The following is a 25562-nucleotide window of genomic DNA, read 5'->3' as shown; positions in this document are numbered from 1 at the left end:
CGCACCGCCTCACGCCGCCCGGACGTACCCGATCGAGTGGGCCGAACGCGCGCCGTCGCCGTACGGCACGCGCGCGCTGGTAGCGGTGGTCCATGCTGCTCACCCCCCGCCTCCGTGCCAGGACCCCCCGACGGCTGAAAGCGACCGCACTGCTCGCCTCCGCCGTCTCCGTCTGCCTCGTCGCCGCGAGCGCCCCGGCGACCCCGCTGGGCGTCGGCGACCGCCTCTTCCCGTACCTGGGCAACCCGGGATACGACGTGGCGTCGTACGACCTCTCCTTCACCTATTCCGGCAGCAACAGCAAGCCGCTCAAGGCGGTCACCACGATCGACGCCTGGACCACGACCCCGCTGGACCGCATCAACCTGGACTTCGCCCACGGCAAGGTGGGCTCGGTCGAGGTCGACGGCGAGCCCGCCGCCTTCACCGGCGCCGGCGACGACCTGGTGGTCACACCGCGGACCCCGCTGCCCGAGGGCAGCTGGATGCGCATCACCGTGCGGCACACCAGTGACCCCGTCCCCGCCGACGGCCGGGACGGCGGCTGGGTGGCCACCGCGGACGGTCTCGCCATGGCAAATCAGGCCGACGCAGCGCACCTGGTGTTCCCGTGCAATGACCACCCGTCGGACAAGGCGAGGTTCACCATCCGGATCACCGCGCCCAACGGCTACACGGCCGTGGCCAATGGTCTGCCGGCCGACGTCGACCGCGTCGGCAGGGCGACCACGTGGACGTACCGCACCCAGCACCCCATGGCCACCGAGCTGGCCCAGGTCTCGATCGGCCGCTCGAGCGTCCTGCGACGCACCGGCCCCCACGGACTGCCCGTCAGGGACGTCGTGCCCGCCAAGGACCGCGACTCGCTCGAACCGTGGCTGCAGACGACCCCCGACCAGATCGCCTGGATGGAGAGCAAGGTCGGCGCCTATCCGTTCGAGACCTACGGACTGCTCGTCGCCGAAGCCTCCACCGGCTTCGAACTGGAGACGCAGACCCTCTCCCTCTTCGAGAGAGGACTGTTCACCGAGCCCGCCTACCCCGCCTGGTACGTCGAGTCGATCATGGTGCACGAGCTGTCCCACCAGTGGTTCGGCGACAGCGTCAGCCCGCGCACCTGGTCCGACCTGTGGCTCAACGAGGGGCACGCCACCTGGTACGAGGCCCTGTACGCGGAGGAGAAGGCGCACCGGACGATGGAGGCGCGGATGAAGGCGGCGTACGGCGCCTCCGACCGCTGGCGCGCGGCCGGCGGACCGCCCGCGGCTCCCAAGGCACCCGCTCCCGGCCAGAAGATCAGCATCTTCCGCCCGAACGTCTACGACGGCGCCGCGCTCGTGCTGTACGCCCTGCGCCAGGAGATCGGCCGGAAGGCCTTCGAGCGACTGGAGCGGGTCTGGGTGCGTGACCACCGGGACGGCACCGCGAGCACGGCCGACTTCGTCGACCTGGCGTCCCGGATCTCCGGGCGGAACCTCGACGCCTTCTTCCAGGGCTGGCTGTACGGCGAGAAGACCCCGCCGATGCCCGGCCACCCGGACTGGAAGCCGGTGCCGCCCGCCGAAGTGCCCGCCGACGCCGCCGCCGAGGGGCTCGCGAAATAACACGGTGACGAGACGCCCCGTCCCGTGCGACCATCTTCAGGTCGGCGCGGCACGGGGCACGGGAATCTCCCGGGGTGCTCGTGCGTTGTGCACAATGACCGCCGAATCGGAACCCCCTTCGACGTAAGGACCCAATGACCTCCTCTTCTTCCCCTTCCCAGGACACCAAGCGCCTCGCGCACGACTATCCCGAAGGACTTCGGGCCGATGCCCTGATGGAAGAGGACGTCGCCTGGAGCCACGAGATCGACGGAGAGCGGGACGGCGACCAGTTCGACCGCTCCGACCGCGCGGCCCTGCGCCGCGTGGCGGGCCTCTCCACCGAGCTCGAGGACGTCACCGAGGTCGAGTACCGTCAGCTCCGCCTGGAGCGGGTCGTCCTCGTCGGCGTCTGGACCACGGGGACCGTGCAGGACGCGGAGAACTCCCTCGCGGAGCTCGCCGCGCTCGCGGAGACCGCGGGCGCGCTCGTGCTGGACGGCGTCATCCAGCGCCGGGACAAGCCCGACGCCGCGACCTACATCGGCTCCGGCAAGGCCGACGAGCTGCGGGACGTCGTCCTCGAAACGGGCGCGGACACCGTCATCTGCGACGGTGAGCTCAGCCCGGGTCAGCTGATCCACCTCGAGGACGTCGTCAAGGTCAAGGTCATCGACCGTACGGCCCTGATCCTCGACATCTTCGCCCAGCACGCCAAGTCCCGAGAGGGCAAGGCGCAGGTCGCGCTCGCGCAGATGCAGTACATGCTGCCGAGGCTGCGAGGCTGGGGTCAGTCGTTGTCCCGCCAGATGGGCGGCGGCAAGGGCGGCGGCCTCGCCACCCGTGGTCCCGGTGAGACCAAGATCGAGACGGACCGGCGACGGATCCGCGAGAAGATGGCGAAGATGCGCCGGGAGATCGCGGAGATGAAGACCGGCCGCGAGATCAAGCGCAAGGAGCGCAAGCGCCACAAGGTGCCCTCGGTCGCCATCGCGGGCTACACCAACGCCGGCAAGTCCTCCCTGCTCAACCGCCTCACGGGCGCGGGTGTCCTGGTCGAGAACGCCCTGTTCGCGACCCTCGACCCGACCGTGCGCCGGGCCGAGACCCCGGGCGGACGGCTGTACACCCTGGCCGACACCGTCGGCTTTGTACGGCACCTGCCGCACCACCTGGTCGAGGCGTTCCGCTCCACCATGGAGGAGGTCGGCGAGTCCGACCTGATCCTGCACGTGGTGGACGGCTCGCACCCGAACCCGGAGGAGCAGCTGGCCGCCGTGCGCGAGGTGATCAGGGACGTCGGCGCCATCGACGTACCCGAGATCGTCGTGATCAACAAGGCCGACGCGGCCGACCCGCTGACGCTCCAGCGGCTGATGCGGATCGAGAAGCGCTCCATCGCGGTCTCGGCCCGCACCGGTCAGGGCATCGACGAGTTGCTCGCGCTCATCGACAACGAGCTGCCGCGCCCGTCGGTCGAGATCGAGGCGCTCGTGCCGTACACGCTCGGCAAGCTGGTCGCCCGCGCCCACACCGAGGGCGAAGTGATCTCCGAGGAGCACACCCCGGAGGGCACGCTGCTCAAGGTGCGGGTGCATGAGGAACTGGCGGCGGATCTCGCGCCGTACGTTCCGGCGCCTGCCGCCTGAGCCCGTCGTAGCTCACCGAGAGCCCGAAGGCCCGCCCCTTTCGCGAGGGGCGGGCCTTCGGCATCTCCGGCGTCACTGACCGCCGTACCTCTTGCTCATGTTCTGGTACATCGCCTCGGCTTCCTTGCCGAGCTGCGGGCCCGCCAGCCATGTGCTGTCGGCCGGGCCGATCGAGGTGTTGGAGACCAGCTCGGTCCTGCCGTCCACCACCCGGAACCAGCCGCCGCCGGACGAGCCGCCGGTCATGGTGCAGCCGATGCGGTACATCGTCGGCAGGGAGGTGCTCAGCGAGAGCCGGCCGGGCCGGTCGATGCACTTGAACATCTTCAGACCGTTGTACGGGGGTGCCGCCGGATAGCCCCAGGCACCCATCTTGGCCACCTCGGTCGCGGCCGGGGCCGAGAAGTCGACGTCCAGAGCCCCGCCGAGCGTCTCCTCCAGGGACTTGGAGCCGTTCTCCGGCTTCACGTGCAGCACCGCGAAGTCGTACGCGGCACCCGCGCCGCCGGTCTCCGAGCCGCCCTGGATCCACTCGTTGGAGGTGGAGGCCCAGTCGGCCCACCAGTTGCCGTACGGGGCGATCTCCTCGGCGGTCGCGTTGCTCAGCCGCGCCTCGGACTTGCCGAGGTCGTTGTAGGCGGGGACGAAGACGATGTTCCGGTACCAGCCTCCGTCGCCACCCGCGTGCACGCAGTGGCCCGCCGTCCAGACGAGGTTGGACTTGCCGGGGTGGTTCACGTCCGTGATGACGGTGCCCGAGCAGACCATCGTGCCCTCGGGCGAGTCGAAGAAGACCTTGCCGACCGGTGCCGCGTTCTCGTGGTACGGCGTCTTCTCGGCCTCCGCCTCCACGGGGGCCGGTTCCGGATCGCTGACGCCCTGGTCGGTGGCTGCGTCCTTCGTCGTGACGGTCTTGTTGGCCTCCTTCGCGGACTTCATGCGCTCCGGCTTCCAGAGGCCCTCGATCACCGGGTTGACGAAGTCCTTGGCCTCACTGAGCCACTTGTCCTTGTCCCAGTCCTTCCAGGCGCCGTTCTTCCACTTGTCGACATCGATGCCGTGCTCCTTGAGCTTGCCCGCGATGTCGGCCGGGACCTGGACCTTGCCGTCGCCGCTGTCCGCGGACTGGGATGCGGTGGCGTCGGACGTGCCGCTCCTCCTGTCGTCGCCCGAGCCGTCGCAGGCGGTGGCGGTGAGCGCCAGCGCGGCGACGAGGCCGGTGGCGGCGAGGAGAGTGCGTCGCCTGGCGCGCGGGTGCGCGATGGGCGTAGGTGTGGAACACATGGTGCGTGGACCCCCGTTGGAACTGTGCGAGACAACACCCCACTATGCCCGTGGAGTTCGGGACGAACCGGGTGAGGCGGTGAGGTTCCTGTGGTTCCTGTGATTGCTGTGACTCCTGTGGGACCTCACCGCCGCCGCCGCACCGTTGCCGTGCCTACTGGCCGGCGAACTTCTTGCTCACCGAGTCGTACACGCCCTTGGCGACATCACCCAGCCGCGGACCTGCCAGCCAACCCGCTCTCACCGGACCGATCGAGGTGTTGGACACGAGTGCAGGCTTGCCGTCCGAGCCCGTCGCGACCCAGCCGCCGCCCGACGAACCTCCGGTCATGGTGCAGCCGATGCGGTACATCGTCGGGTCCGACTCGTTGAGCGACAGCCGTCCGGGCTTGTCCTTGCACTGGTACAGCTTCTGACCGTCGAACGGGGCCGCCGCCGGGTAGCCGGTCGCCGTGATGCTCTTCACCTTCGGTACGGACGGGGCCTTGAAGTCCACCGGAAGCGCCGAACCGACGGTCTCCTCCAGGGACTTGCCGTTGCCGCCCTTCTCCGGCGTCACATGGATGACGGCGAAGTCGTACGAGGCGCCGTCACCGCCGGTCTGGCCGCCCTGCTCGATCCACTGGTCCGAGGTCTGCGCCCAGTCGCCCCACCAGACGCCGTAGGGAGCGACCTCCTCCTTGGCGACGTTCTCCAGCTCGGCGACCGGCTTGCCCGAGTCGTTGTACGACGGCACGAACGCGATGTTCCGGTACCAGCCGCCGTTCTTCCCGGCGTGCACGCAGTGGCCCGCCGTCCACACCAGGTTGGACTTGCCGGGATGCGCCGGGTCCTCCACGACCGTCGCCGAGCAGACCATCGTGCCTTCGGGGGAGTCGAAGAACACCTTGCCCGCCTCGGGGGCATTGGCGTGGTACGTAGCCGGCACGGCCTTCGCGTCCACCGGGTCCGGCGTCGGGTCGGTCACGCCCTGGTCACCGGAGAGGTCGCTGTCGTCGACGCCCCTGTCCGGGTCCTCGGCGTCACGCATCCGGTCCGGGTCCCACAGGTCCTCGATGATGGGGTTGATGAAGTCCTGGGCCTCGCGCAGCCAGTCGTCCTTGTCCCAGTTCTTCCAGGCGCCGTTCTTCCACTTGTCGATGTCGACCCCGTGCTCTTTGAGCTTGTCCCTGATGTCGGACGGGATCTGGATCTTTCCGTCGTCCGCGGAGGCAGAGGCCTGGCTGTTCGTGTCGGTGCCGTCCCCCGAGTCGCAGGCGGTGGCGGTGAGAGCGAGCGCCGAGGCGAGGGCGAACGTGGCCAGAACGGGGGAGGTTCTGCGGCGCGCGTTCCTCCCTCGGCGAGCGGTGAACGACGGCCGTATGGATCGCATGGTGTGACTCCCCCTGAAGTGAACTGACTTGGCGCCGTGTCCGTGATCTCCGGCGATCGCCTGCTGATTTCGCCGATCTCACGCCGATCTCATGCCGAGCTCATACCGGACTCACGAACTTCGGGAACGGCAACACACGATATGCGTTCGCTGTGGGGGACTTCCCACGGAACCGCAACGGTTCCGTCACGGCAAGGATCTTGAGGCAACCCGTAACCAGGTGGCCGGTGCGCGGTTGGTAGCGGTGGGGCCCGGCTGCCGGTGCCGGGACAAGGGCAGCCGGGTTGAGTGCGGGAGCTGCCGACCCCTGGGGAGAACCAACTCGCCTGTGAACAGCGGGAGGACAGGGAGCTGTGGCCGTGACCGAGTCTGCGCCCGGGGAGGCGACCGTGGGGCGGGCCCCTGTCGGGGTCTCTGCGGACGGCGCCCTGAGGAGCAATGCCGCCGAGGCGTGCACCGGGGCGCGCCCCTCGCACGAGGGAATCCTGCGGCGCCAGTCGGCGCGCGAGTCGTCCGCACGCACGTACGCGCGCTCCCTGCCCATCGTGCCGGTACGGGCCCGCGGGTTGACCATCGAGGGCGCCGACGGCCGCCGCTACCTGGACTGTCTCTCCGGCGCCGGAACCCTCGCCCTCGGCCACAACCACCCCGTCGTCCTCGAGGCGATCCGCAAGGTCCTCGACTCGGGCGCTCCGCTGCACGTCCTCGACCTGGCCACCCCCGTCAAGGACGCCTTCGTCACCGAACTGTTCCACACCCTGCCGCCCGGTCTCGCCGACCGCGCGCGTGTGCAGTTCTGCGGGCCCGCCGGCACGGACGCCGTGGAGGCAGCGCTCAAGCTCGTACGTGCCGCGACCGGCCGCACCGGAACCCTCGCTTTCACCGGTGCCTACCACGGCATGACCACCGGCGCCCTGGAAGCATCCGGGGACGCCTTCGACGTACGGGTCGCGCGCCTGCCCTATCCTCAGGACTACCGCTGTCCGTTCGGCGTCGGCGGCGAACGCGGCGCCGAACTCGCCGCCCGCTGGACCGAGTCCGTCCTCGACGACCCCAAGTCCGGAGTACGGCAACCCGCAGGAGTGATCCTCGAACCCGTCCAGGGCGAGGGCGGGGTGATCCCCGCACCGGACGCCTGGATGCGGCGCATGCGGCAGATCACAGCCGACCGGTCCATCCCGCTGATCGCGGACGAGATCCAGACGGGAGTCGGCAGGACAGGCACCTTCTGGGCGGTGGAACACAGCGGCATCACCCCCGATGTGATGGTTCTCTCGAAAGCCATCGGCGGCAGCCTGCCCCTGGCCGTCGTGGTCTACCACGAAGACCTCGACGTCTGGCAGCCCGGCGCCCACGCCGGAACGTTCCGCGGCAACCAACTCGCCATGGCCGCCGGCACGGCCACCCTCGCCTACGTCCGCGAACATCGCCTCGCCGAACGGGCGGCGACGCTGGGCGCCCGCATGCTGTCCGAGCTCCACAAGCTGGCCAAGGAGTTCCCGTGCGTCGGACACGTGCGGGGGAGGGGGCTGATGATCGGCATCGAAGTGGTGGAACCGGAGGCGGAGCCAGGGATGGTGGGCCCGGGGACGGACGGGGGAAACCGGGATCCGGGCGGCGACGGGACCGAGACCGGGACCGGGAGTCCCGGCTTGCGCCGGGACGGAGGCGGCAGTGACGTGGGGTTTGCGGCGCCGGCTCCTGCCGCCGCTCCCCGCCCGGCGGCCCCCGAACTCGCCTCCGCCGTCCAACGGGAGTGCCTGCGCCGAGGCCTGATCGTCGAACTCGGCGGCCGCCACGCAAGCGTCGTACGGCTCCTGCCGCCGCTGACCATCACCGACGAGCAGGCGGCCGCGGTACTCGACCGCCTGACCGACGCGGTGGAGGCGGTGGCGCGCGGTCAGGCGGGTCGCCACGCTCACCGCGACGGGGGACGCGACGAGCCCCACCCACCGCGGAGCCGACACAGCGACCGCGCGGAGCGCGCCGGGTAGGCGGGTGGCCGGGTGGACTGTGGCGCGGGTCGTTGCCGCGTGCGCTCCCGCTCGCCAGGCACAGGCCGATGATCTTGATTCCCGCCGACAGCGCTATGTGTGCCGAGGGCCTCGCGCAGATCGACGGCCCTGCATATGCGGCGTTCGTGGGACCGGCCCCCCTCACGCACGAACACACACATGCACCACAGCCCCACTCCGCCTCGTAGACCTCGAGCCAGAACCACCTCCCTAGGAACCGTCTTGAACGCCACCTCCACGCAGGTGCCGGCGCCGTCCTCGGTCCCCGAGCGCAACGCCGGGTCTGCGACCGCCGAGCGTCCGTACAGCACCACCTCCGACCTCCTGGAACATCCCGACCCGCACATCGCAGCCCAGGCCGCCGCCGTCGAGAACCTGCTGCGCTGCTGGGTGCGCGAGAACGACCTCCCCGCACCCGGCAACGGCACCCTCCGCATCCCCTTGCCGGCCAGTGGTACGGCCCTGCTCGCTCCCGTTCACTACTGGTCCCCGACGGGCTGGCACCGCTTCGGCCTCCCGACTCTGGCCGACGCCCCCGAACCATGCCCACCAGCCGACGCGGTCACAGTCGCGGCCCTGCTCGCCCGCGAGACCGCCGGTGCGTGGGCCGCGGCCGGTGCCTCCGCGGAAGCACCCCACACGGTCACGTCACCTCCCGGGATCACCCACGGCCCCGACCTCGTCGCCCGTGTGGCCGACTCCGTCCGCCGAACCGCCACCTTCATCAGCGAGCGCAGGGAGCAACCCGACGGCTCCGACCTCTTCCTGGCGGCCGAGCAGGCACTCGTCCTCGGGCACCCACTGCACCCGACCCCGAAGAGCCGCGAGGGCCTCTCCGACGCCGAAGCGCGGCCTTACTCACCCGAGTTGCGCGGCTTCTTCCCACTGCACTGGATCGCTGTCGCACCTTCCCTCCTCGCCACCGACTCGGCCTGGACCGAGCGCGGACGCTCCGTCTCCGCACCCCGGCTCCTGGCGCGGCTCGCGGGACCAGAGCTGCCGCTGCCCGACGGTTACACCGCCCTGCCGCTGCACCCCTGGCAGCTGCGCGAGGTCCGCCGGCGTCCCGAGGTCGCGGCGCTGCTGGACGCAGGCCTTCTCCGGGACGTCGGCACGTACGGCGATCCGTGGCATCCCACCTCCTCCCTGCGTACCGTCCACCAATCCGGCGCCCCCGCCATGCTGAAACTGTCCCTCGGCCTGCGCCTCACCAACTCCCGTCGTGAGAACCTCCGCAAGGAGCTCCACCGCGGCGTCGAGGTTCACCGGTTGCTGCGCGCCGGCCTGTCCGAGCAGTGGCGCGCCGCTCACCCGGGCTTCGACATCGTCCGAGACCCCGCCTGGCTGGCCGTCGACGGACCGGCCGGCGCCCCCCTGACAGGGCTCGACGTGGTGATCCGGCACAACCCGTTCACTCCGTCCGACGACGTCTCGTGCATCGCCGGACTTGTCTCGCCCCGCCCGTGGAACGGGCCGGGTGCCGCCGTCGTTGACCGCGCGGGAGCGGAGGAGAGGCCCGCCTCCTCGATGCCGAGCATCCTGCGTTCCAGGCTGGCCGAGATCGTCACGCGCCTCGCCGACGGTACGGGGCGCCCTCTCGGAGCCGTCGCCGCCGAGTGGTTCCTGCGGTACCTCGAGCAGGTCGTCCGGCCCGTGCTGTGGCTGGACGGCGAGGCGGGGATCGCCCTGGAGGCACACCAGCAGAACACGTTGCTCCTGCTGGACGGGGACGGCTGGCCCGTGGGTGGCCGCTACCGCGACAACCAGGGTTACTACTTCCGCGAGTCCCGCCGCGCGGACCTCGGGGCCCGGCTGCCCGGCATCGGTGAACACAGCGACACCTTCGTTTCCGACGACGTCACCGACGAGCGCTTCGCGTACTACCTCGCGATCAACAACGTGCTCGGCCTCATCGGCGCATTCGGATCCCAGGGCCTCGCCGACGAGCTGCTCCTGCTCGCCGCGTTCCGCCGCTTCCTCGAAGCGCTCGCCTCCGGCCCTTCCCGGCTGCGCAGCTCGCTGCCCGCCCGCCTGCTCGACTCACCCGTCCTGCGCTGCAAGGCCAACCTGCTGACCCGGCTGCACGGCCTCGACGAACTCGTCGGCCCGGTGGACACCCAGTCCCTCTACGTCACCATCGCCAACCCCCTTCGTTCCTGACGGTTGCCGCTCCCGACCACCATCAACTCCCTTCGTCTCTGCCGAACATGCCCCATCCCATCTCTTGAGAGGAGCGGCGCCGTGCCGCCCATCGACGCCGGTGCCCGCACGTGCGGTGCGAGCAGTGAGGACACGCTGGATCTGCGTCTGCCGGACGGCTTCTTCGCGCTCGTTGCGGAAGCGGACGCGGAGGAGGAAACCGAGGCAGGCCGGGGACGAGGCCGGGGCACGGCGTCGGCACCGACCCTCTGCCCCACGCCGAACAGTGACGACCTGCTCGATCGCGTCGGTGACTGGGGGCCGACCGTCACGCCCGCAGGCGTGTTCCACCTCGTCCCCGTCCGCGTCGAGCGGGACCTTCCACTGATCAGCCGGTGGATGAACGACCCAGCCGTCGCAGCGTTCTGGGAATTGGCAGGTCCCCAGGATGTGACCGAGGACCATCTCCGTTCCCAGCTCGCGGCCGACGGACGCAGTGTTCCGTGCCTCGGGGTCCTGGAGGGCACCCCGATGAGCTACTGGGAGATCTACCGGGCAGATCTCGACCCGCTGGCCCGCCGCTATCCCGCTCGACCTCACGACACCGGGATCCACCTCCTCATCGGCGGTGTCGCCGACCGTGGGCAAGGGCTCGGGAGCATCCTGCTGAGAGCCGTTGCCGATCTCGCGCTGGACAAGCGGACCGCCTGTGCACGTGTCGTCGCTGAACCCGACATTCGCAACACCCCTTCCGTAGCCGCATTCCTGGGCGCCGGTTTCCGGTTCTCCGCCGAGGTCGACCTGCCCGCCAAGCGGGCGGCCCTCATGGTCCGAGACCGGTCCGTGCGCCATCTGCTGTGACGCCCTGCAGTTGCGTCGTCACTTCTGGTACACCGCTCGAGCCGATCCGGTTCCCACTTGCGCCGGAGCTTTTTTCAGGCCGCGTGACCCATCAGACGCGGTGAGATCAACCTGGTCGGCGGCGCTTCGCACTTACGCCCGAGCCGGAGCCCCACTCGAACCATCTCCGATCCCAGCCGGTCGGATCCGACTCCCAAGCCGACCGTCATCGATCCCCATCCGCACCCCCGCCGCCCCCGTCCCGTCCCCACCCGAGAGCCGCACGGTCTTGATCGCACCCCTCGCCTCCGTCTTGATCGCCCGATTGTCAGTGCCGGGCCGTAGGGTGGACGCGCTATGACGAAGCCCTCACTCCCCGAACTCCTGCACGCTGCCGTCACTGCTGTCGGCGGCACGGAGCGCCCCGGCCAGGTGGCCATGGCCGAAGCCGTCGCGGAGGCGATCGACGACAGCTCGCATCTGCTGGTCCAGGCCGGCACCGGCACCGGAAAGTCGCTCGGCTATCTCGTGCCCGCGCTCGCGCACGGGGAGCGCGTCGTCATCGCGACCGCCACCCTCGCACTGCAGCGCCAGCTCGTGGAGCGCGACCTGCCCCGCACGGTCGACGCGCTGCACCCTCTGCTGCGCCGCCGCCCCGAGTTCGCGATGCTCAAGGGCAGGTCGAACTACCTGTGCCTGCACCGCCTGCACGAGGGAATGCCGCAGGACGAGGAAGAGGGGCTCTTCGACCAGTTCGAGGCGGCCGCCCCCACCAGCAAGCTCGGCCAGGACCTGCTGCGCATGCATAACTGGGCGGACGAGACCGAGTCCGGCGACCGCGACGATCTGACGCCCGGTGTGTCGGATCGCGCCTGGGCCCAGGTGTCCGTCTCCTCCCGGGAGTGCCTGGGCGCGTCGAAGTGCGCGTACGGTGCCGAGTGCTTCGCCGAGATGGCCCGGGAGCGGGCCAAGCTCTCCGAGGTCGTCGTCACCAATCACGCGCTGCTCGCGATCGACGCCATCGAAGGCGCCCCGGTCCTCCCCCAGCACGAGGTGCTGATCGTCGACGAGGCCCATGAGCTGGTGTCCCGCGTGACCGGGGTGGCGACGGGGGAGCTCACTCCCGGTCAGGTCAACCGCGCGGTGCGCCGGGCCGCGAAGCTCGTCAACGAGAAGGCCGCCGATCAGCTCCAGACCGCCGCCGAAGGCTTCGAGCGGCTGATGGAACTCGCTCTGCCGGGCCGTCTCGAGGAGATCCCCGAGGATCTCGGCTATGCGCTGATGGCGCTGCGCGATGCCGCCCGCACCGTGATCTCCGCGATCGGCGCGACGCGCGACAAGTCGGTCCAGGACGAGGACGCGGTCCGCAAGCAGGCACTGGCCTCCGTGGAGAGCGTTCACGACGTGGCGGAACGCATCGTGAACGGCTCGGAGTGGGACGTCGTCTGGTACGAGCGCCACGACCGCTTCGGAGCCTCCCTGCGCGTCGCCCCCATGTCCGTCTCGGGACTGTTGAGGGAGAAGCTCTTCGCGGACCGCTCCGTGATCCTGGCCTCCGCAACCCTGAAGCTCGGCGGCGACTTCAACGGCGTGGGCGCCTCTCTGGGCCTCGCCCCCGAAGGCACGGAGGGCGACGACCTGCCGAACTGGAGGGGCATCGATGTCGGCTCGCCCTTCGACTACCGCAAGCAGGGCATTCTGTATGTCGCCAAGCACCTGTCGCGCCCGGCGCGGGACGGCGACCGCGCGGACATGCTGGACGAGCTGACGGAGCTGATCCAGGCGGCCGGGGGACGCACGCTCGGTCTGTTCTCCTCCATGCGGGCCGCCCAGCTCGCCGCAGAGGAACTGCGCACCCGCATTCCCGAGTTCCCGATCCTCCTCCAGGGCGAGGAGACCCTCGGTGAGCTGATCAAGAACTTCTCGGCGGATCCCCGGACATGCCTGTTCGGCACGCTGTCGCTCTGGCAGGGCGTCGATGTCCCCGGCCCCAGCTGCCAGCTGGTGGTCATGGACAAGATCCCCTTCCCGCGCCCGGACGATCCGCTGATGAGCGCCCGCCAGAAGGCTGTGGAGGACGCCGGGGGCAACGGCTTCATGGCCGTGGCCGCCACGCACGCCGCGCTGCTCATGGCTCAGGGCGCCGGCCGCCTCGTACGCGCGTCGGGCGACCGTGGCGTGGTTGCCGTACTGGACCAGCGTCTGGCCACGGCCCGTTACGGGAGCTATCTGAAGGCGTCACTGCCCGACTTCTGGTTCACCACGGACCGTAACCAGGTGCGCAAGTCGCTGGCGGCGATCGACCAGGCGGCGAGGCAGACGGAAGCAGAGTGATGGCCCGCTTTCAGCCCTGACACAGCACAGGGCCCCGGAACCGGCGCAGGGATCCCGGGGCCCAGTCAGAGGGCGGGTCGGTGAGGCCCGCCCGCCGGTGTTCTCAGACGCGGCGCAGTACCGCCACCACCTTGCCGAGAATGGTCGCGTCGTCGCCGGGGATCGGCTCGTACGCCGCGTTGTGCGGCAGCAGCCACACATGGCCGTCCTCACGCTTGAAGCGCTTGACGGTGGCCTCGCCTTCGAGCATCGCGGCCACGATGTCGCCGTTCTCGGCGACAGGCTGGCGGCGGACCGTGACCCAGTCGCCGTCGCAGATCGCGGCCTCGATCATCGAGTCGCCGACGATCTTGAGGACGAACAGCTCACCGTCACCGACCAGCTGCCGCGGGAGGGGGAAGACGTCCTCGACCGACTCCTCGGCGAGGATCGGGCCACCGGCGGCGATGCGGCCGACCAGCGGGACGTACGACGCGGCGGGCTTGCCCGCGGTGTCCGTGGGCTGTACTGAGGCGGCCTGGTCGGAGCCCCGCACCTCGTACGCGCGCGGCCGGTGCGGGTCTCGGCGCAGGAAGCCCTTGCGCTCGAGCGCCATCAGCTGGTGGGCGACGGAGGAAGTGCTGGACAGGCCGACCGCCTGCCCGATCTCCCGCATGGACGGCGGGTAGCCGCGCCGCTGCACGGAGTCCCTGATGACCTCGATCACCCGGCGCTGGCGGTCGGTGAGTCCCGAGCTGTCCGCACGGATGCCTGGAGGTCGGCCCGGCAGGGAGCGCTTGGGCCCCTCGGGATTCATGGCTTCGTTCATCGCATGCACCGGCTCGAGTCGGCCCTGGGAGCGGTCCTGGGCAGTGATGGTGGCACTGTCTGCGGTGGTGGTCACGTCGGCCCCTCTCGATGGTCTCCCTGCTGGACAACGGTAGTTGCTTTCGAAAGGTTGCGCCAAACACACGTTCGAGTGAAAAAACGCGATTCGCCTGACGTGATCATTTGTCTGGGTGTATGGCTGACGCGGCACCCGACGGGCAAAAGGGTCCATTGTTGTACCCTTCACCGCCGGGGTCGATGACCTCTTGGGTCGTTGCCCCAGTCTGCCATCCGGTATCCCGTCAATCGGGAAACGACCCCCGCTCTGTGCGGGAGTCCCACCGCTCCTCCCTGTGGCGCCCACGGTATCTCCGTATGCGCCGCCCCGATACGGCTGCGCGTCCCCGTATCGGGCGGGGCCCTGTGCGTCCGGAGCGGCGTCGCGGCCGTGTGGCACATGCCAGGACGTGCGCGACACGCGCGGGCGGTGTGCATGTATGAGCCAAGCCCCACATCTAGTGGTTGGATTGCAGTAGCGGCCCAGAAGTTGTGGTCCCCCGGGTCTTCGCGGCCTCGGAGATCGCCTATGCTTGGGGCTGCTTCGAGGGGCTCATGAGGCCCAGCGAGGCTATTGAGTCTGCTGTGAGGAGGGTTGGGATCCATGCATTGCCCCTTCTGCAGGCACCCCGACAGCCGCGTCGTCGACAGTCGTACGACCGATGACGGCACGTCGATCCGCAGGCGCCGCCAGTGTCCGGACTGCTCCCGTCGTTTCACGACCGTGGAGACGTGCTCGCTCATGGTGGTCAAGCGGTCCGGAGTCACGGAGCCCTTCAGCCGTACCAAGGTCATCAACGGTGTGCGCAAGGCATGCCAGGGGCGGCCTGTCACCGAGGACGCACTCGCCCAGCTCGGCCAGCGGGTCGAGGAGGCGGTGCGGGCCACCGGAAGCGCCGAGCTGACCACCCATGACGTGGGGCTGGCCATACTCGGCCCGTTGCAGGAGCTCGACCTCGTCGCGTATCTGCGATTCGCCTCCGTCTACCGGGCGTTCGACTCGCTCGAGGACTTCGAGGCCGCCATCGCGGAACTCAGGGAACAGACGGAACGCCCCGTCGCGGACGACGAAGACCGCGAGGACACGGGAGCGGGGGGCCAGGAAGACGACAGTGGGCCCGGGGGGACTGCTCAGGTTCCCCAGCCCGCAGGCGCCGCCGGCTGACAGGCGGGCCGGACCCGGACCTCCAGGCTCCGGTACCGGTCGTGCGGCGGCGGACGAAGACCTGTTGCGGGCGGCGGCGAGCAGAGCCCGCAACACCAGACAGAACACGTGCCACGGGGAACATCGGGGCACTTCAGGGCGTTTTAGCCCGTACAGGGAGGCGGCATGACAGAGACGGCGAGCGGTCCGGCACGGAGTTCCCGCGCCAAGGGCACCAAGGCGACCAAGGGACTGCGTATCGAGCGCATCCACACCACCCCCGGCGTGCACCCGTACGACGAGGTGGCCTGGGAGCGCCGTGACGTCGTCATGACCAACTGGCGCGACGGCTCGGTCAATTTCGAGCAGCGCGGCGTCGAGTTCCCCGACTTCTGGTCGGTGAACGCGGTCAACATCGTCACCAGCAAGTACTTCCGGGGCGCCGTCGGCACCCCGCAGCGCGAGGTCAGCCTCAAGCAGCTGATCGACCGCATCGTAAAGACGTACCGGAAGGCCGGCGAGGACCACAAGTACTTCGCCTCGCCCGCCGACGCCGAGATCTTCGAGCACGAGCTGGCGTACGCCCTCCTGCACCAGATCTTCAGCTTCAACAGCCCCGTCTGGTTCAACGTCGGTACGCCCCAGCCGCAGCAGGTCTCCGCCTGCTTCATCCTTGCCGTCGACGACTCCATGGAGTCGATCCTCGACTGGTACAAGGAAGAGGGCATGATCTTCAAGGGCGGTTCCGGAGCCGGCCTGAACCTCTCCCGCATCCGCTCCTCCAAGGAGCTGCTGTCCTCGGGCGGCAACGCCTCCGGCCCGGTCTCCTTCATGCGTGGCGCCGACGCCTCCGCCGGCACCATCAAGTCCGGTGGCGCCACCCGCCGTGCCGCCAAGATGGTCGTCCTCGACGTGGACCACCCGGACATCGAGGACTTCATCGAGACCAAGGTCAAGGAAGAGGAGAAGATCCGCGTCCTGCGCGACGCGGGCTTCGACATGGACCTGGGCGGCGACGACATCACGTCCGTCCAGTACCAGAACGCCAACAACTCGGTCCGGGTGAACGACGAGTTCATGCAGGCCGTCGAGCAGGGCGGCAAGTTCGGCCTGCGCGCCCGGATGACCGGCGAGGTGATCGAGGAGGTCGACGCCAAGGCGCTCTTCCGCAAGATCGCCGAGGCCGCCTGGGCCTGTGCCGACCCCGGCATCCAGTACGACGGCGTCATCAACAACTGGCACACCTGCCCCGAGTCCGGCCGGATCACCGCGTCGAACCCGTGCAGCGAGTACATGCACCTGGACAACACGTCCTGCAACCTGGCCTCGCTGAACCTGATGAAGTTCCTCCAGGACGACGGCAAGGGCAAGCAGTCCTTCGAGGCCGAGCGCTTCCAGAAGGTCGTCGAGCTCGTCATCACCGCGATGGACATCTCCATCTGCTTCGCGGACTTCCCGACCCAGAAGATCGGCGAGAACACGCGCGCGTTCCGTCAGCTCGGCATCGGCTACGCCAACCTCGGCGCCCTGCTGATGGCCACGGGTCACGCGTACGACTCCGACGGCGGCCGCGCCCTGGCCGGCGCCATCACCTCCCTGATGACGGGTACGGCCTACCGCCGTTCCGCCGAACTGGCCGCGGTCGTCGGCCCGTACGACGGCTACGCCCGCAACGCGGACGCCCACAACCGCGTCATGAAGCAGCACGCCGACGCCAACGGCACGGCCGTCCACATGGACGACCTGGACTCGCCGGTGTGGGCCGCGGCCACGGAGGCCTGGCAGGACGTGCTGCGTCTCGGTGAGAAGAACGGTTTCCGTAACGCCCAGGCGTCCGTGCTCGCCCCGACCGGCACCATCGGCCTCGCGATGTCCTGCGACACCACCGGTGTCGAGCCCGACCTCGCCCTGGTCAAGTTCAAGAAGCTGGTCGGCGGCGGCTCGATGCAGATCGTCAACGGCACCGTCCCGCAGGCCCTGCGCCGCCTGGGCTACCAGGAGGAGCAGATCGAGGCGATCGTCGCCCACATCGCCGACCACGGCAACGTGATCGACGCCCCCGGTCTGAAGCACGAGCACTACGAGGTGTTCGACTGCGCCATGGGCGAGCGCGCCATCTCCCCGATGGGCCACGTCCGCATGATGGCCGCGATCCAGCCGTGGATCTCCGGCGCCATCTCCAAGACGGTCAACATGCCGGAGACGGCGACCGTCGAGGAGGTCGAGGAGATCTACTTCGAGGCCTGGAAGCTGGGCGTCAAGGCGCTCGCGATCTACCGCGACAACTGCAAGGTCGGCCAGCCGCTCTCCGCCAAGACGAAGGACACCAAGGAGGAGAAGGCCGACGAGCCCGTCGCCGTCGAGACCAAGGTCGAGAAGGTCGTCGAGTACCGCCCCGTCCGCAAGCGCCTGCCCAAGGGCCGTCCCGGCATCACGACGTCCTTCACGGTGGGCGGCGCCGAGGGCTACATGACCGCCAACTCCTACCCGGACGACGGTCTCGGTGAGGTCTTCCTGAAGATGTCCAAGCAGGGCTCGACCCTCGCGGGCATGATGGACGCCTTCTCCATCGCCGTCTCGGTCGGCCTCCAGTACGGCGTGCCGCTGGAGACGTACGTCTCGAAGTTCACCAACATGCGCTTCGAGCCGGCCGGCATGACGGACGACCCCGACGTGCGGATGGCACAGTCGATCGTCGACTACATCTTCCGCCGCCTCGCGCTGGACTTCCTGCCCTTCGAGACGCGCTCGGCGCTCGGTATCCACTCCGCCGAGGAGCGCCAGCGTCACCTGGAGACCGGCTCGTACGAGCAGTCCATCGACGATGACGATGTCGACGTCGAGGGTCTGGCCCAGTCGGCGCCGCGCGCCCAGGAGCTGAAGGCGGTCGCCACGCCGAAGGCCGACTCCGAGGCGGCCAAGCCCGCCCCGAAGCAGGCACACACCAGCGCCGAGCTGGTGGAGATGCAGCTGGGCATCCAGGCCGACGCCCCGCTGTGCTTCTCCTGCGGTACGAAGATGCAGCGGGCCGGGTCCTGCTACATCTGCGAGGGGTGCGGTTCGACCAGCGGCTGCAGCTGATCTCGGCCCCTGCCGGACATGAACCGGCTGCCCAGGGCGGTGGAGCTTGCGGGCTCCACCGCCCTGGGCGTGTTGTCGGCCACGTCCGGCCCCGAGTGTCCGGCAGCCGGGAAGAATCTCTGTTTCCCTGCGCAGCGATCGCCGGTTAGGCTCCCCAGCGCGCAACAGGCGTGTACGGCAGGGGGGTATGGGGGACATGGTCGACGATTTCGCCGATTCCGAGAACGGCATAAGAGCGGGGGCCCAGGCTGTGGCGGCCGTGGTCGTGGTCGCCGGCCTTGCCGGTGGCCTGTGGGGACTTGGGGAAGTCTTTCCGCAGAATGCTGATGTCAGTGAGCCGGCCACCTGCTCGAGCACACACCATGCCACGCCGTCGAAACGCGTTTCCGGAGATCAGCTGTGCACGGCGCTGAACCGTCCGGACCTGCCGACCATCCTCGGAACGCCGACAGAGCAGGCAGAGACCGCCGGAGGGAGCGAAAATACGACCACCCTCGCCGGCGGAACCAAGTTCACCACCCCCGCGGCCGAGGTCACGCTGAAGACCTACTCCGTGAAGCTTTCGGCCTCCTACGACGATTACTCGGTCGCAGACCTGACCGACCTCCTGGGCGATACGGTGCAGCCGAAGACGGTCCTGGGACACCCGGCAGTTCTCTACTCGAACCGGACCATCGCCCTCACCTTCGACCTCAACGGCGGAAAGGCCGACGCCGGCCCCGGCGGTATCGCCCGCAGCCTGGTGGTCTCCAGGAGCGCGAATGACGGCGGCGACTACTTCGAGATCTCCATCTGGCGCCAGGACGACGTACTGCCCGATGACGCGGCCCTGCTCCGCGTCGCGGAGAAGGTGCTGCCGACGATCCCGGGCTGGACCGCGGGCTGACGAGAGGCCGCGTGCCACACCGGCGTCCCACGGCGTTCTCCGCTCACTGGCGCCGTGAGCCTCGTAGCCGCCGATCCTGAACGCATCACAGAGGTACGGCGGTGACATCGGCGCCCTCTCGAGGCCGCACCGCGCCCCAGCGCTCGAGGCCCTCGTCGTCGATCTTCGTTCTGCGGACCCGGTCGTGCGCGACGACCGGGCCCATGTCACGGCCGCGCGCTGGATACCCGCCTTGGACCCGGTCGAACGGCTCGGCCTTGGCGACCGCGTGGCCGCGCACTTCACCGATCCCGCGCTCCAGGCCCGCACCTTCGCGCCGCTGATCCTGGCGCGGATCGCCGAGGCGGGCGACAGGCGTCAGGAGTGGTGGCGTGCCTTCTCCGACTGGTACGTGCCTTCTCCGACTGGTATCCGATGGAGCGGGACCTGCGTGGCCACGACCCCGAACTCGGCTGGCTGCACGCCGCAGCACACGGGGCCGACCCCCTGGCGGCCCGGTCCCGGCTCCCCGGCCAGGACCTCGTACCACTCGCCGAGTTGGCGGTCGCCCGGCTGCTGGCCCCCACCGATCACCTCTTCGACGCCCAGGAGGACGACCGCATCGCCTACGCGCTCAACACCGACGAACCGGCACGTCCGCTCACCCACCGCGGCCCGGTGCTGGACGCCCTCGCCGCGACGCTCGTGATCGTTGCGCCCTTTACGGGCTGAGGGTCAGGGCTGCCGTGCGCTGCCCATCGTCCTCGTGAAGGTCACCGGATCGTCCTCGAAGCCCTGCACACCGGGGTGGAAGGTCCATCCGCCGGAGGGCTCGCGCACGAACTCGGCTATCGTCGCCGCCGTCGCGCCGAGGACACCGCCGAAGTCGTCCTCGGCCAGGACGGTGTAGCCCTCGCGGATCCGGAAGGCCGGGTTGATCACGCCGACGAAGGTCCGGAGCGTGGAACGCTGCTGCTGTATGACGACGCCGACCACCACGCGCGCGTACCGGCTGTCGAGCCGCTCGAGCTCGGCCGTCATGACCTCGTCCCAGCCGAAGCCCTTGCCGTCCTTGCTGTCCCGGTTGAGATAGATGGTGCCGTCGGGGGAGCGGCTGTCGAAGTGCACCACATAGGCGGGGTCTCCGTACGGATCGCCCGCCAGGTACGTCGCGGCGACGATGTCCAGGTCGCTGGGATGCTGCCCCATCGGACTGGGGTCCCATTTCAACGCGATCTCGACCTTGCGGATCCCCTTGCTGAGACCGTTCACGACCGCCACCCTTCCCCGTGTCCCCGTTCTCTGCGGCTCCAACTGCCCGTATGTCAGAGCCGGTTGTCCATCCTGCCACGCGCGTGGCGGCGCGCGTGCGGGTGCTCCGGGCCGGAGGGTGACCAAGGCCACGCTCGGTGGCCTTACGATGGCGCGGTGCTGGTCAAGTGGATTCGCTGCACCGTGGTGGACCGCCGCGGTTTCGAGCGGGGGCAGCGAAAGTGGGCGGGGCTTCTGGGGGAGCCGGGGTTTCGGGGACAGGGCGGAGGCTGGAGCCGTCGGCAGTCCTCCGTGGCGCACGTCTTCGCCTTCTGGGAGAGCCGTGCCTTCTACGACTCCTTCATGGCCCGATCCCACGACCGGCTGGCGGCGGCCCAGTCGGGCACCTTCAAGGACGCCCAGGTCCGGCTGTTCGACTACCGCTTCGACGTGAAGACCGGTTTCGAGCCGCGCTTCACGGACACAGACCTGCTGCGGGTGGCGCTGTGCAGGGTCCACGAGGACCGTGCCGAGCACTTCACGCTCATGCAGGAGAAGGTCTGGAACCCCGCGATGGCCGGCTCGCCCGGCATGATCCGCGGGCTGTTCGCCGAGGCGCCGGGGCACGAGTTCCTCGTGCTGTCGATGTGGCGCTCGGCGGCCGAGCACGGCAAGTACCGCACCGAGCGGGTGGAACGGCTCGCTCTGCGGGCCCAGACCGAGGCGGACGTCGCGTCGCTGACGGGGGACATCGTGGAGCTGGAACCGGTCTGGACGGTCTGACCCCGGCGCGTCGACAGTGCGCCTGGCGTGACCTGTGGTGCAGGAACTGTGTGACCTACGCCGTATGGAGCCCGTGGGAGTCCTCGACGACCGGCAACTCGATCTAGGGTTTCGGCATGGCACGACCACGGCGCATCGTCCTTGTCCGACACGGGGAGTCAACGGGCAATGTTGATGACACCGTGTACGAGCGTGAGCCCGACCACGCTCTGGCACTTACCGAGCGGGGCTGGCAGCAGGCCGAGGAGACCGGCAAGACGCTGCGGGAGCTGTTCGGCCGCGAGCGGGTGAGCGTGTACGTCTCCCCGTACCGCCGTACGCACGAGACCCTGCGCGCCTTCCACCTCGACCCGGAACTCATACGTGTGCGCGAGGAGCCCCGGCTGCGAGAGCAGGACTGGGGGAACTGGCAGGACCGCGACGACGTGACCCTGCAGAAGGCCTACCGGGACGCCTACGGGCACTTCTTCTACCGCTTCGCCCAGGGCGAGAGCGGGGCGGACGTGTACGACCGGGTCGGAAACTTCCTGGAGAGCCTGTTCCGCAGCTTCGAGGCCCCCGACCATCCGCCGAACGTGCTCCTGGTGACCCATGGCCTCGCCATGCGCCTGTTCTGCATGCGCTGGTTCCACTGGACGGTCGCGGAATTCGAGTCTCTGTCCAACCCCGGGAACGCCGAGATGCGGATGCTCGTTCTCGGGGACGACGGCAAGTACACGCTTGACCGGCCGTTCGAACGATGGCGGGATCCGGAATCGTATGGGAGCACTGAATAGAGTGGCAGGGCGATGACCGCTGACTCCACACCCGGCGGGCGCCTGGACCGCGCCCTGGCGAGCCTGCGCGGCTTGGCGGTGGGCGACGCCCTGGGCTCACAGTTCTTCGTCCCCGCGCATTACCCGCTGCTCAAGCGCCGCGAGCTGCCGGCGGGCACCTGGCAGTGGACGGACGACACGGAGATGGCCTGCTCCGTGGTCGCGGTCCTGGCCACCCACCACCGCATCGACCAGGACGCACTGGCCCGCTCCTTCGCGACGCACCACGACTTCGACCGCGGGTACGGTCCCGCGGTCAACCGGCTGCTGCGGCTGGTCCGGGAAGGCGGCGACTGGCGCGAGCTGGCTGCCGCGCTCTTCAACGGGCAGGGGTCCTGGGGCAACGGTGCCGCGATGCGGATCGCCCCCCTGGGCGCCTGGTACGCGGACGACCCGGAGCAGGCGACCCATCAGGCGGAGATTTCGGCCTACCCCACCCATCAGCACCGCGAGGCCGTGGCCGGCGCCATGGCCGTCGCCGCTGCCGCCGCGCTGGCGGCGGCCCCCGGTGGCCCGCCCAGCGCCGGGGCGCTCCTCGACGGTGTAGTCGCCCTCGTTCCCAAGGGCGCCGTCGGCGCGGGCCTGCGCCGCGCCCGGGACATGCTCGACTTCGACGATGCGAGCACAGTCGCTGCCGTACTGGGCTGCGGGCGCCGTACGACCGCCCACGACACCGTGCCCTTCGCCCTCTGGTCGGCCGCGAGGGCCCTCGGTGACTACGAGGAGGCGTTCTGGACGACCGCACAGGTCGGCGGGGACGTGGACACGACGTGCGCCATCGTCGGCGGGGTGCTCGCCTGCGGCAAGGCGGGGACGCCGCCCGCCGCCTGGGTGGAGCGCACGGAGGCGCTGCCGGGGTGGATGCCGACGTCCGTGTGACGCGGCTGCCCCCACTGCTGGAAACTCTCTGTGCATGTCGGGAACTCTGCGTGACCGCCTGCGCGTTGTTCGGTCGTCCGTCGTGTGACGAGTGGGCGCGCGGATGTATGGCGCGCAGGGGTGCAGGGGGTGGTCGTGGTCATGGGGTTGGCGCTGGTTCTGGCGGTTGTTGTGCTGGTCTTGGCCTCAGCGGGCTGCGCAGGAGCGCATCCGGTGCGCCGGATGCGTATGGCCGGACCGGCGTCCTCGCCGTCGGTCCCCCGGACGGGGTCCGGCCATACGCGGTTTCTCCCGGATCGTGCGCCGTCCTTCGCGAGCCGGCCGCGCCGCCGCGGACGTACCCCCGTGACGCCCCTCGGCAAGCCGTCGGGGCCGGCCCGCGGTGCGGTCTCGTCAGCCGGCCACAGGGCCGGCGGTGCCTGCCAGGGCCTCCAGGTCGCTCTTGCGGACCCGGATCACCAGCCAGGCGGTGAGCAGGGAGAGCACGGCCATCGCGGCGGCCGCCACGAAGCCCGTCGAGATGCCCTGGGCGAGCACCTCGTGGCCCCACGGCGCGGGCAGCTGGTGCGTCCTGGCGAACTCCGCCTTCTGCTCCGCCGAGCCGTCGGCGAGGAAGCCGGGCAGCTGCTTCTCCGCCTCGTCCTTGCTGGCAGAGCCGAACACCGTCGTCAGGATGGACAGCCCGAGCGAACCACCCACCTGTTGCGTGGCGTTGAGCAGTCCGGACGCGGCGCCTGCCTCGTGCTGGGCGACACCGGAGACCGCGGTGACCGTCAGCGTCACGAAGTTGAGGCCCATGCCGAAGCCGAACACCAGCATCGGTCCCAGCACTCCGCCGGCATACGAGCTGTCGGAGCTGATGAGGCTCTGCCAGGCAAGCCCGATCACCGCGAGGGCCGAGCCGGTGAGCATGAAGGGCTTGGGCCCGAGCACCGGCAGGAAGCGCTGCGACAGCCCTGCTCCGGCCGCGATCACGATCGTCACCGGCAGAAAGGCGAGACCGGCCTCGATCGGGCTGTACCCCAGCACGCACACACACACACACACACACACACACACACACACACACACACACACACACACACACACACACACACACACACACACACACACACACACACACACACACACACACACACACACACACACACACACACACACACACACACACACACACACACACACACACACACACACACACACACACACACACACACACACACACACACACACACACACACACACACACACACACACACACACACACACACACACACACACACACACACACACACACACACACACACACACACACACACACACACACACACACACACACACACACACACACACACACACACACACACACACACACACACACACACACACACACACACACACACACACACACACACACACACACACACACACACACACACACACACACACACACACACACACACACACACACACACACACACACACACACACACACACACACACACACACACACACACACACACACACACACACACACACACACACACACACACACACACACACACACACACACACACACACACACACACACACACACACACACACACACACACACACACACACACACACACACACACACACACACACACACACACACACACACACACACACACACACACACACACACACACACACACACACACACACACACACACACACACACACACACACACACACACACACACACACACACACACACACACACACACACACACACACACACACACACACACACACACACACACACACACACACACACACACACACACACACACACACCACACACACACACACACACACACACACACACACACACACACACACACACACACACACACACACACACACACACACACACACACACACACACACACACACACACACACACACACACACACACACACACACACACACACACACACACACACACACACACACACACACACACACACACACACACACACACACACACACACACACACACACACACACACACACACACACACACACACACACACACACACACACACACACACACACACACACACACACACACACACACACACACACACACACACACACACACACACACACACACACACACACACACACACACACACACACACACACACACACACACACACACACACACACACACACACACACACACACACACACACACACACACACACACACACACACACACACACACACACACACACACACACACACACACACACACACACACACACACACACACACACACACACACACACACACACACACACACACACACACACACACACACACACACACACACACACACACACACACACACACACACACACACACACACACACACACACACACACACACACACACACACACACACACACACACACACACACACACACACACACACACACACACACACACACACACACACACACACACACACACACACACACACACACACACACACACACACACACACACACACACACACACACACACACACACACACACACACACACACACACACACACACACACACACACACACACACACACACACACACACACACACACACACACACACACACAC

General features: G+C 68.5%; 18 protein-coding genes and 1 pseudogene. 13 read left to right on the top strand and 6 right to left on the bottom strand.

Annotated elements, in window-relative coordinates:
* Nucleotides 1-92 precede the first annotated feature (92 nt).
* Nucleotides 93-1604, top strand: a complete 1512-nt coding sequence (locus ABZO29_RS13390; protein WP_367320415.1) for a M1 family metallopeptidase — start codon at nucleotides 93-95, stop codon at nucleotides 1602-1604.
* Between the two features lie 134 nt (nucleotides 1605-1738).
* The gene (gene hflX / locus ABZO29_RS13385) at nucleotides 1739-3232 is read left to right on the top strand and encodes a GTPase HflX (protein ID WP_367320414.1); all 1494 of its coding nucleotides are present in this window, start codon (nucleotides 1739-1741) and stop codon (nucleotides 3230-3232) included.
* A 72-nt stretch (nucleotides 3233-3304) separates the two neighbouring features.
* Here the strand turns inward: hflX and ABZO29_RS13380 are convergent, their stop codons facing one another.
* Together ABZO29_RS13380 and ABZO29_RS13375 are read right to left on the bottom strand one after the other, a co-directional pair.
* Nucleotides 3305-4516: a serine protease gene (locus tag ABZO29_RS13380; protein ID WP_367320413.1), complete on the bottom strand. Its 1212-nt coding sequence runs from the start codon at nucleotides 4514-4516 to the stop codon at nucleotides 3305-3307.
* A 154-nt stretch (nucleotides 4517-4670) separates the two neighbouring features.
* The gene (locus ABZO29_RS13375) at nucleotides 4671-5888 is read right to left on the bottom strand and encodes a serine protease (protein ID WP_367320412.1); all 1218 of its coding nucleotides are present in this window, start codon (nucleotides 5886-5888) and stop codon (nucleotides 4671-4673) included.
* Nucleotides 5889-6316: 428 nt separating this feature from the next.
* On the opposite strand from ABZO29_RS13375, the gene ABZO29_RS13370 reads away from it, so the two are divergent.
* The 4 genes from ABZO29_RS13370 (at nucleotide 6317) to ABZO29_RS13355 (ending at nucleotide 13216) form a co-directional block, all read left to right on the top strand.
* Complete coding sequence (locus ABZO29_RS13370; RefSeq protein ID WP_367326123.1) at nucleotides 6317-7882, top strand: diaminobutyrate--2-oxoglutarate transaminase family protein; 1566 nt, start codon at nucleotides 6317-6319, stop codon at nucleotides 7880-7882.
* Nucleotides 7883-8227: 345 nt separating this feature from the next.
* On the top strand, nucleotides 8228-10063 hold the full coding sequence (locus ABZO29_RS13365) for an IucA/IucC family siderophore biosynthesis protein (RefSeq protein ID WP_367326122.1): 1836 nt from the start codon (nucleotides 8228-8230) through the stop codon (nucleotides 10061-10063).
* Nucleotides 10064-10144: 81 nt separating this feature from the next.
* Complete coding sequence (locus tag ABZO29_RS13360) at nucleotides 10145-10903, top strand: GNAT family N-acetyltransferase (RefSeq protein WP_367320411.1); 759 nt, start codon at nucleotides 10145-10147, stop codon at nucleotides 10901-10903.
* Between the two features lie 336 nt (nucleotides 10904-11239).
* A complete protein-coding gene (locus ABZO29_RS13355; RefSeq protein ID WP_367320410.1) occupies nucleotides 11240-13216 on the top strand; it encodes an ATP-dependent DNA helicase in 1977 nt (658 codons plus the stop codon).
* Between the two features lie 103 nt (nucleotides 13217-13319).
* Here the strand turns inward: ABZO29_RS13355 and lexA are convergent, their stop codons facing one another.
* The gene (lexA, locus tag ABZO29_RS13350) at nucleotides 13320-14099 is read right to left on the bottom strand and encodes a transcriptional repressor LexA (RefSeq protein WP_367320409.1); all 780 of its coding nucleotides are present in this window, start codon (nucleotides 14097-14099) and stop codon (nucleotides 13320-13322) included.
* A 585-nt stretch (nucleotides 14100-14684) separates the two neighbouring features.
* On the opposite strand from lexA, the gene nrdR reads away from it, so the two are divergent.
* The 3 genes from nrdR (at nucleotide 14685) to ABZO29_RS13335 (ending at nucleotide 19191) form a co-directional block, all read left to right on the top strand.
* On the top strand, nucleotides 14685-15245 hold the full coding sequence (gene nrdR, locus ABZO29_RS13345) for a transcriptional regulator NrdR (protein WP_367320408.1): 561 nt from the start codon (nucleotides 14685-14687) through the stop codon (nucleotides 15243-15245).
* 165 nt (nucleotides 15246-15410) lie between these two features.
* On the top strand, nucleotides 15411-18305 hold the full coding sequence (locus ABZO29_RS13340; RefSeq protein WP_367320407.1) for a vitamin B12-dependent ribonucleotide reductase: 2895 nt from the start codon (nucleotides 15411-15413) through the stop codon (nucleotides 18303-18305).
* 196 nt (nucleotides 18306-18501) lie between these two features.
* Nucleotides 18502-19191: a DUF6215 domain-containing protein gene (locus tag ABZO29_RS13335; RefSeq protein ID WP_367320406.1), complete on the top strand. Its 690-nt coding sequence runs from the start codon at nucleotides 18502-18504 to the stop codon at nucleotides 19189-19191.
* 85 nt (nucleotides 19192-19276) lie between these two features.
* On the opposite strand, the gene ABZO29_RS13330 is transcribed toward ABZO29_RS13335, so the two are convergent.
* Nucleotides 19277-19471 carry a hypothetical protein gene (locus tag ABZO29_RS13330; RefSeq protein WP_367320405.1) on the bottom strand — a complete coding sequence of 65 codons (195 nt, stop codon included), beginning with the start codon at nucleotides 19469-19471 and terminating at the stop codon, nucleotides 19277-19279.
* Between the two features lie 86 nt (nucleotides 19472-19557).
* On the opposite strand from ABZO29_RS13330, the gene ABZO29_RS13325 reads away from it, so the two are divergent.
* The gene (locus ABZO29_RS13325; protein ID WP_367320404.1) at nucleotides 19558-19902 is read left to right on the top strand and encodes a DUF2785 domain-containing protein; all 345 of its coding nucleotides are present in this window, start codon (nucleotides 19558-19560) and stop codon (nucleotides 19900-19902) included.
* A 3-nt stretch (nucleotides 19903-19905) separates the two neighbouring features.
* Here the strand turns inward: ABZO29_RS13325 and ABZO29_RS13320 are convergent, their stop codons facing one another.
* Nucleotides 19906-20442 (bottom strand): TerD family protein, encoded by a 537-nt coding sequence (locus ABZO29_RS13320; RefSeq protein ID WP_367320403.1) that lies wholly within the window; start codon nucleotides 20440-20442, stop codon nucleotides 19906-19908.
* Between the two features lie 156 nt (nucleotides 20443-20598).
* On the opposite strand from ABZO29_RS13320, the gene ABZO29_RS13315 reads away from it, so the two are divergent.
* From ABZO29_RS13315 to ABZO29_RS13305, 3 genes are all read left to right on the top strand, one after another.
* Nucleotides 20599-21204, top strand: coding sequence for a YdbC family protein (locus tag ABZO29_RS13315; RefSeq protein ID WP_367320402.1), 606 nt, complete (start codon nucleotides 20599-20601; stop codon nucleotides 21202-21204).
* A 116-nt stretch (nucleotides 21205-21320) separates the two neighbouring features.
* Complete coding sequence (locus ABZO29_RS13310; protein ID WP_367320401.1) at nucleotides 21321-21980, top strand: histidine phosphatase family protein; 660 nt, start codon at nucleotides 21321-21323, stop codon at nucleotides 21978-21980.
* A gap of 12 nt (nucleotides 21981-21992) precedes the next feature.
* Complete coding sequence (locus ABZO29_RS13305) at nucleotides 21993-22898, top strand: ADP-ribosylglycohydrolase family protein (protein ID WP_367320400.1); 906 nt, start codon at nucleotides 21993-21995, stop codon at nucleotides 22896-22898.
* A 393-nt stretch (nucleotides 22899-23291) separates the two neighbouring features.
* Here ABZO29_RS13305 and ABZO29_RS13300 read toward each other — a convergent pair.
* A pseudogene (locus tag ABZO29_RS13300) lies at nucleotides 23292-23927 on the bottom strand (MFS transporter); the annotation flags it as partial.
* Between the last annotated feature and the right edge of the window lie 1635 nt (nucleotides 23928-25562).

Source organism: Streptomyces sp. HUAS ZL42 (assembly GCF_040782645.1).
Taxonomy (GTDB): Bacteria; Actinomycetota; Actinomycetes; order Streptomycetales; family Streptomycetaceae; genus Streptomyces.
This window is presented reverse-complemented; position numbering and strand designations above follow the sequence as displayed.

Excerpts from the sequence above, each read along its gene's own strand:
- ABZO29_RS13310 (WP_367320401.1), top strand. The coding sequence starts at position 21,321 with ATGGCACGACCACGGCGCATCGTCCTTGTCCGACACGGGGAGTCAACG.
- hflX (WP_367320414.1), top strand. The coding sequence starts at position 1,739 with ATGACCTCCTCTTCTTCCCCTTCCCAGGACACCAAGCGCCTCGCGCAC.
- ABZO29_RS13375 (WP_367320412.1), bottom strand. The coding sequence starts at position 5,888 with ATGCGATCCATACGGCCGTCGTTCACCGCTCGCCGAGGGAGGAACGCG.
- ABZO29_RS13335 (WP_367320406.1), top strand. The coding sequence starts at position 18,502 with ATGGTCGACGATTTCGCCGATTCCGAGAACGGCATAAGAGCGGGGGCC.
- ABZO29_RS13380 (WP_367320413.1), bottom strand. The coding sequence starts at position 4,516 with ATGTGTTCCACACCTACGCCCATCGCGCACCCGCGCGCCAGGCGACGC.
- ABZO29_RS13390 (WP_367320415.1), top strand. The coding sequence starts at position 93 with ATGCTGCTCACCCCCCGCCTCCGTGCCAGGACCCCCCGACGGCTGAAA.
- nrdR (WP_367320408.1), top strand. The coding sequence starts at position 14,685 with ATGCATTGCCCCTTCTGCAGGCACCCCGACAGCCGCGTCGTCGACAGT.
- ABZO29_RS13355 (WP_367320410.1), top strand. The coding sequence starts at position 11,240 with ATGACGAAGCCCTCACTCCCCGAACTCCTGCACGCTGCCGTCACTGCT.
- ABZO29_RS13340 (WP_367320407.1), top strand. The coding sequence starts at position 15,411 with ATGACAGAGACGGCGAGCGGTCCGGCACGGAGTTCCCGCGCCAAGGGC.
- ABZO29_RS13305 (WP_367320400.1), top strand. The coding sequence starts at position 21,993 with ATGACCGCTGACTCCACACCCGGCGGGCGCCTGGACCGCGCCCTGGCG.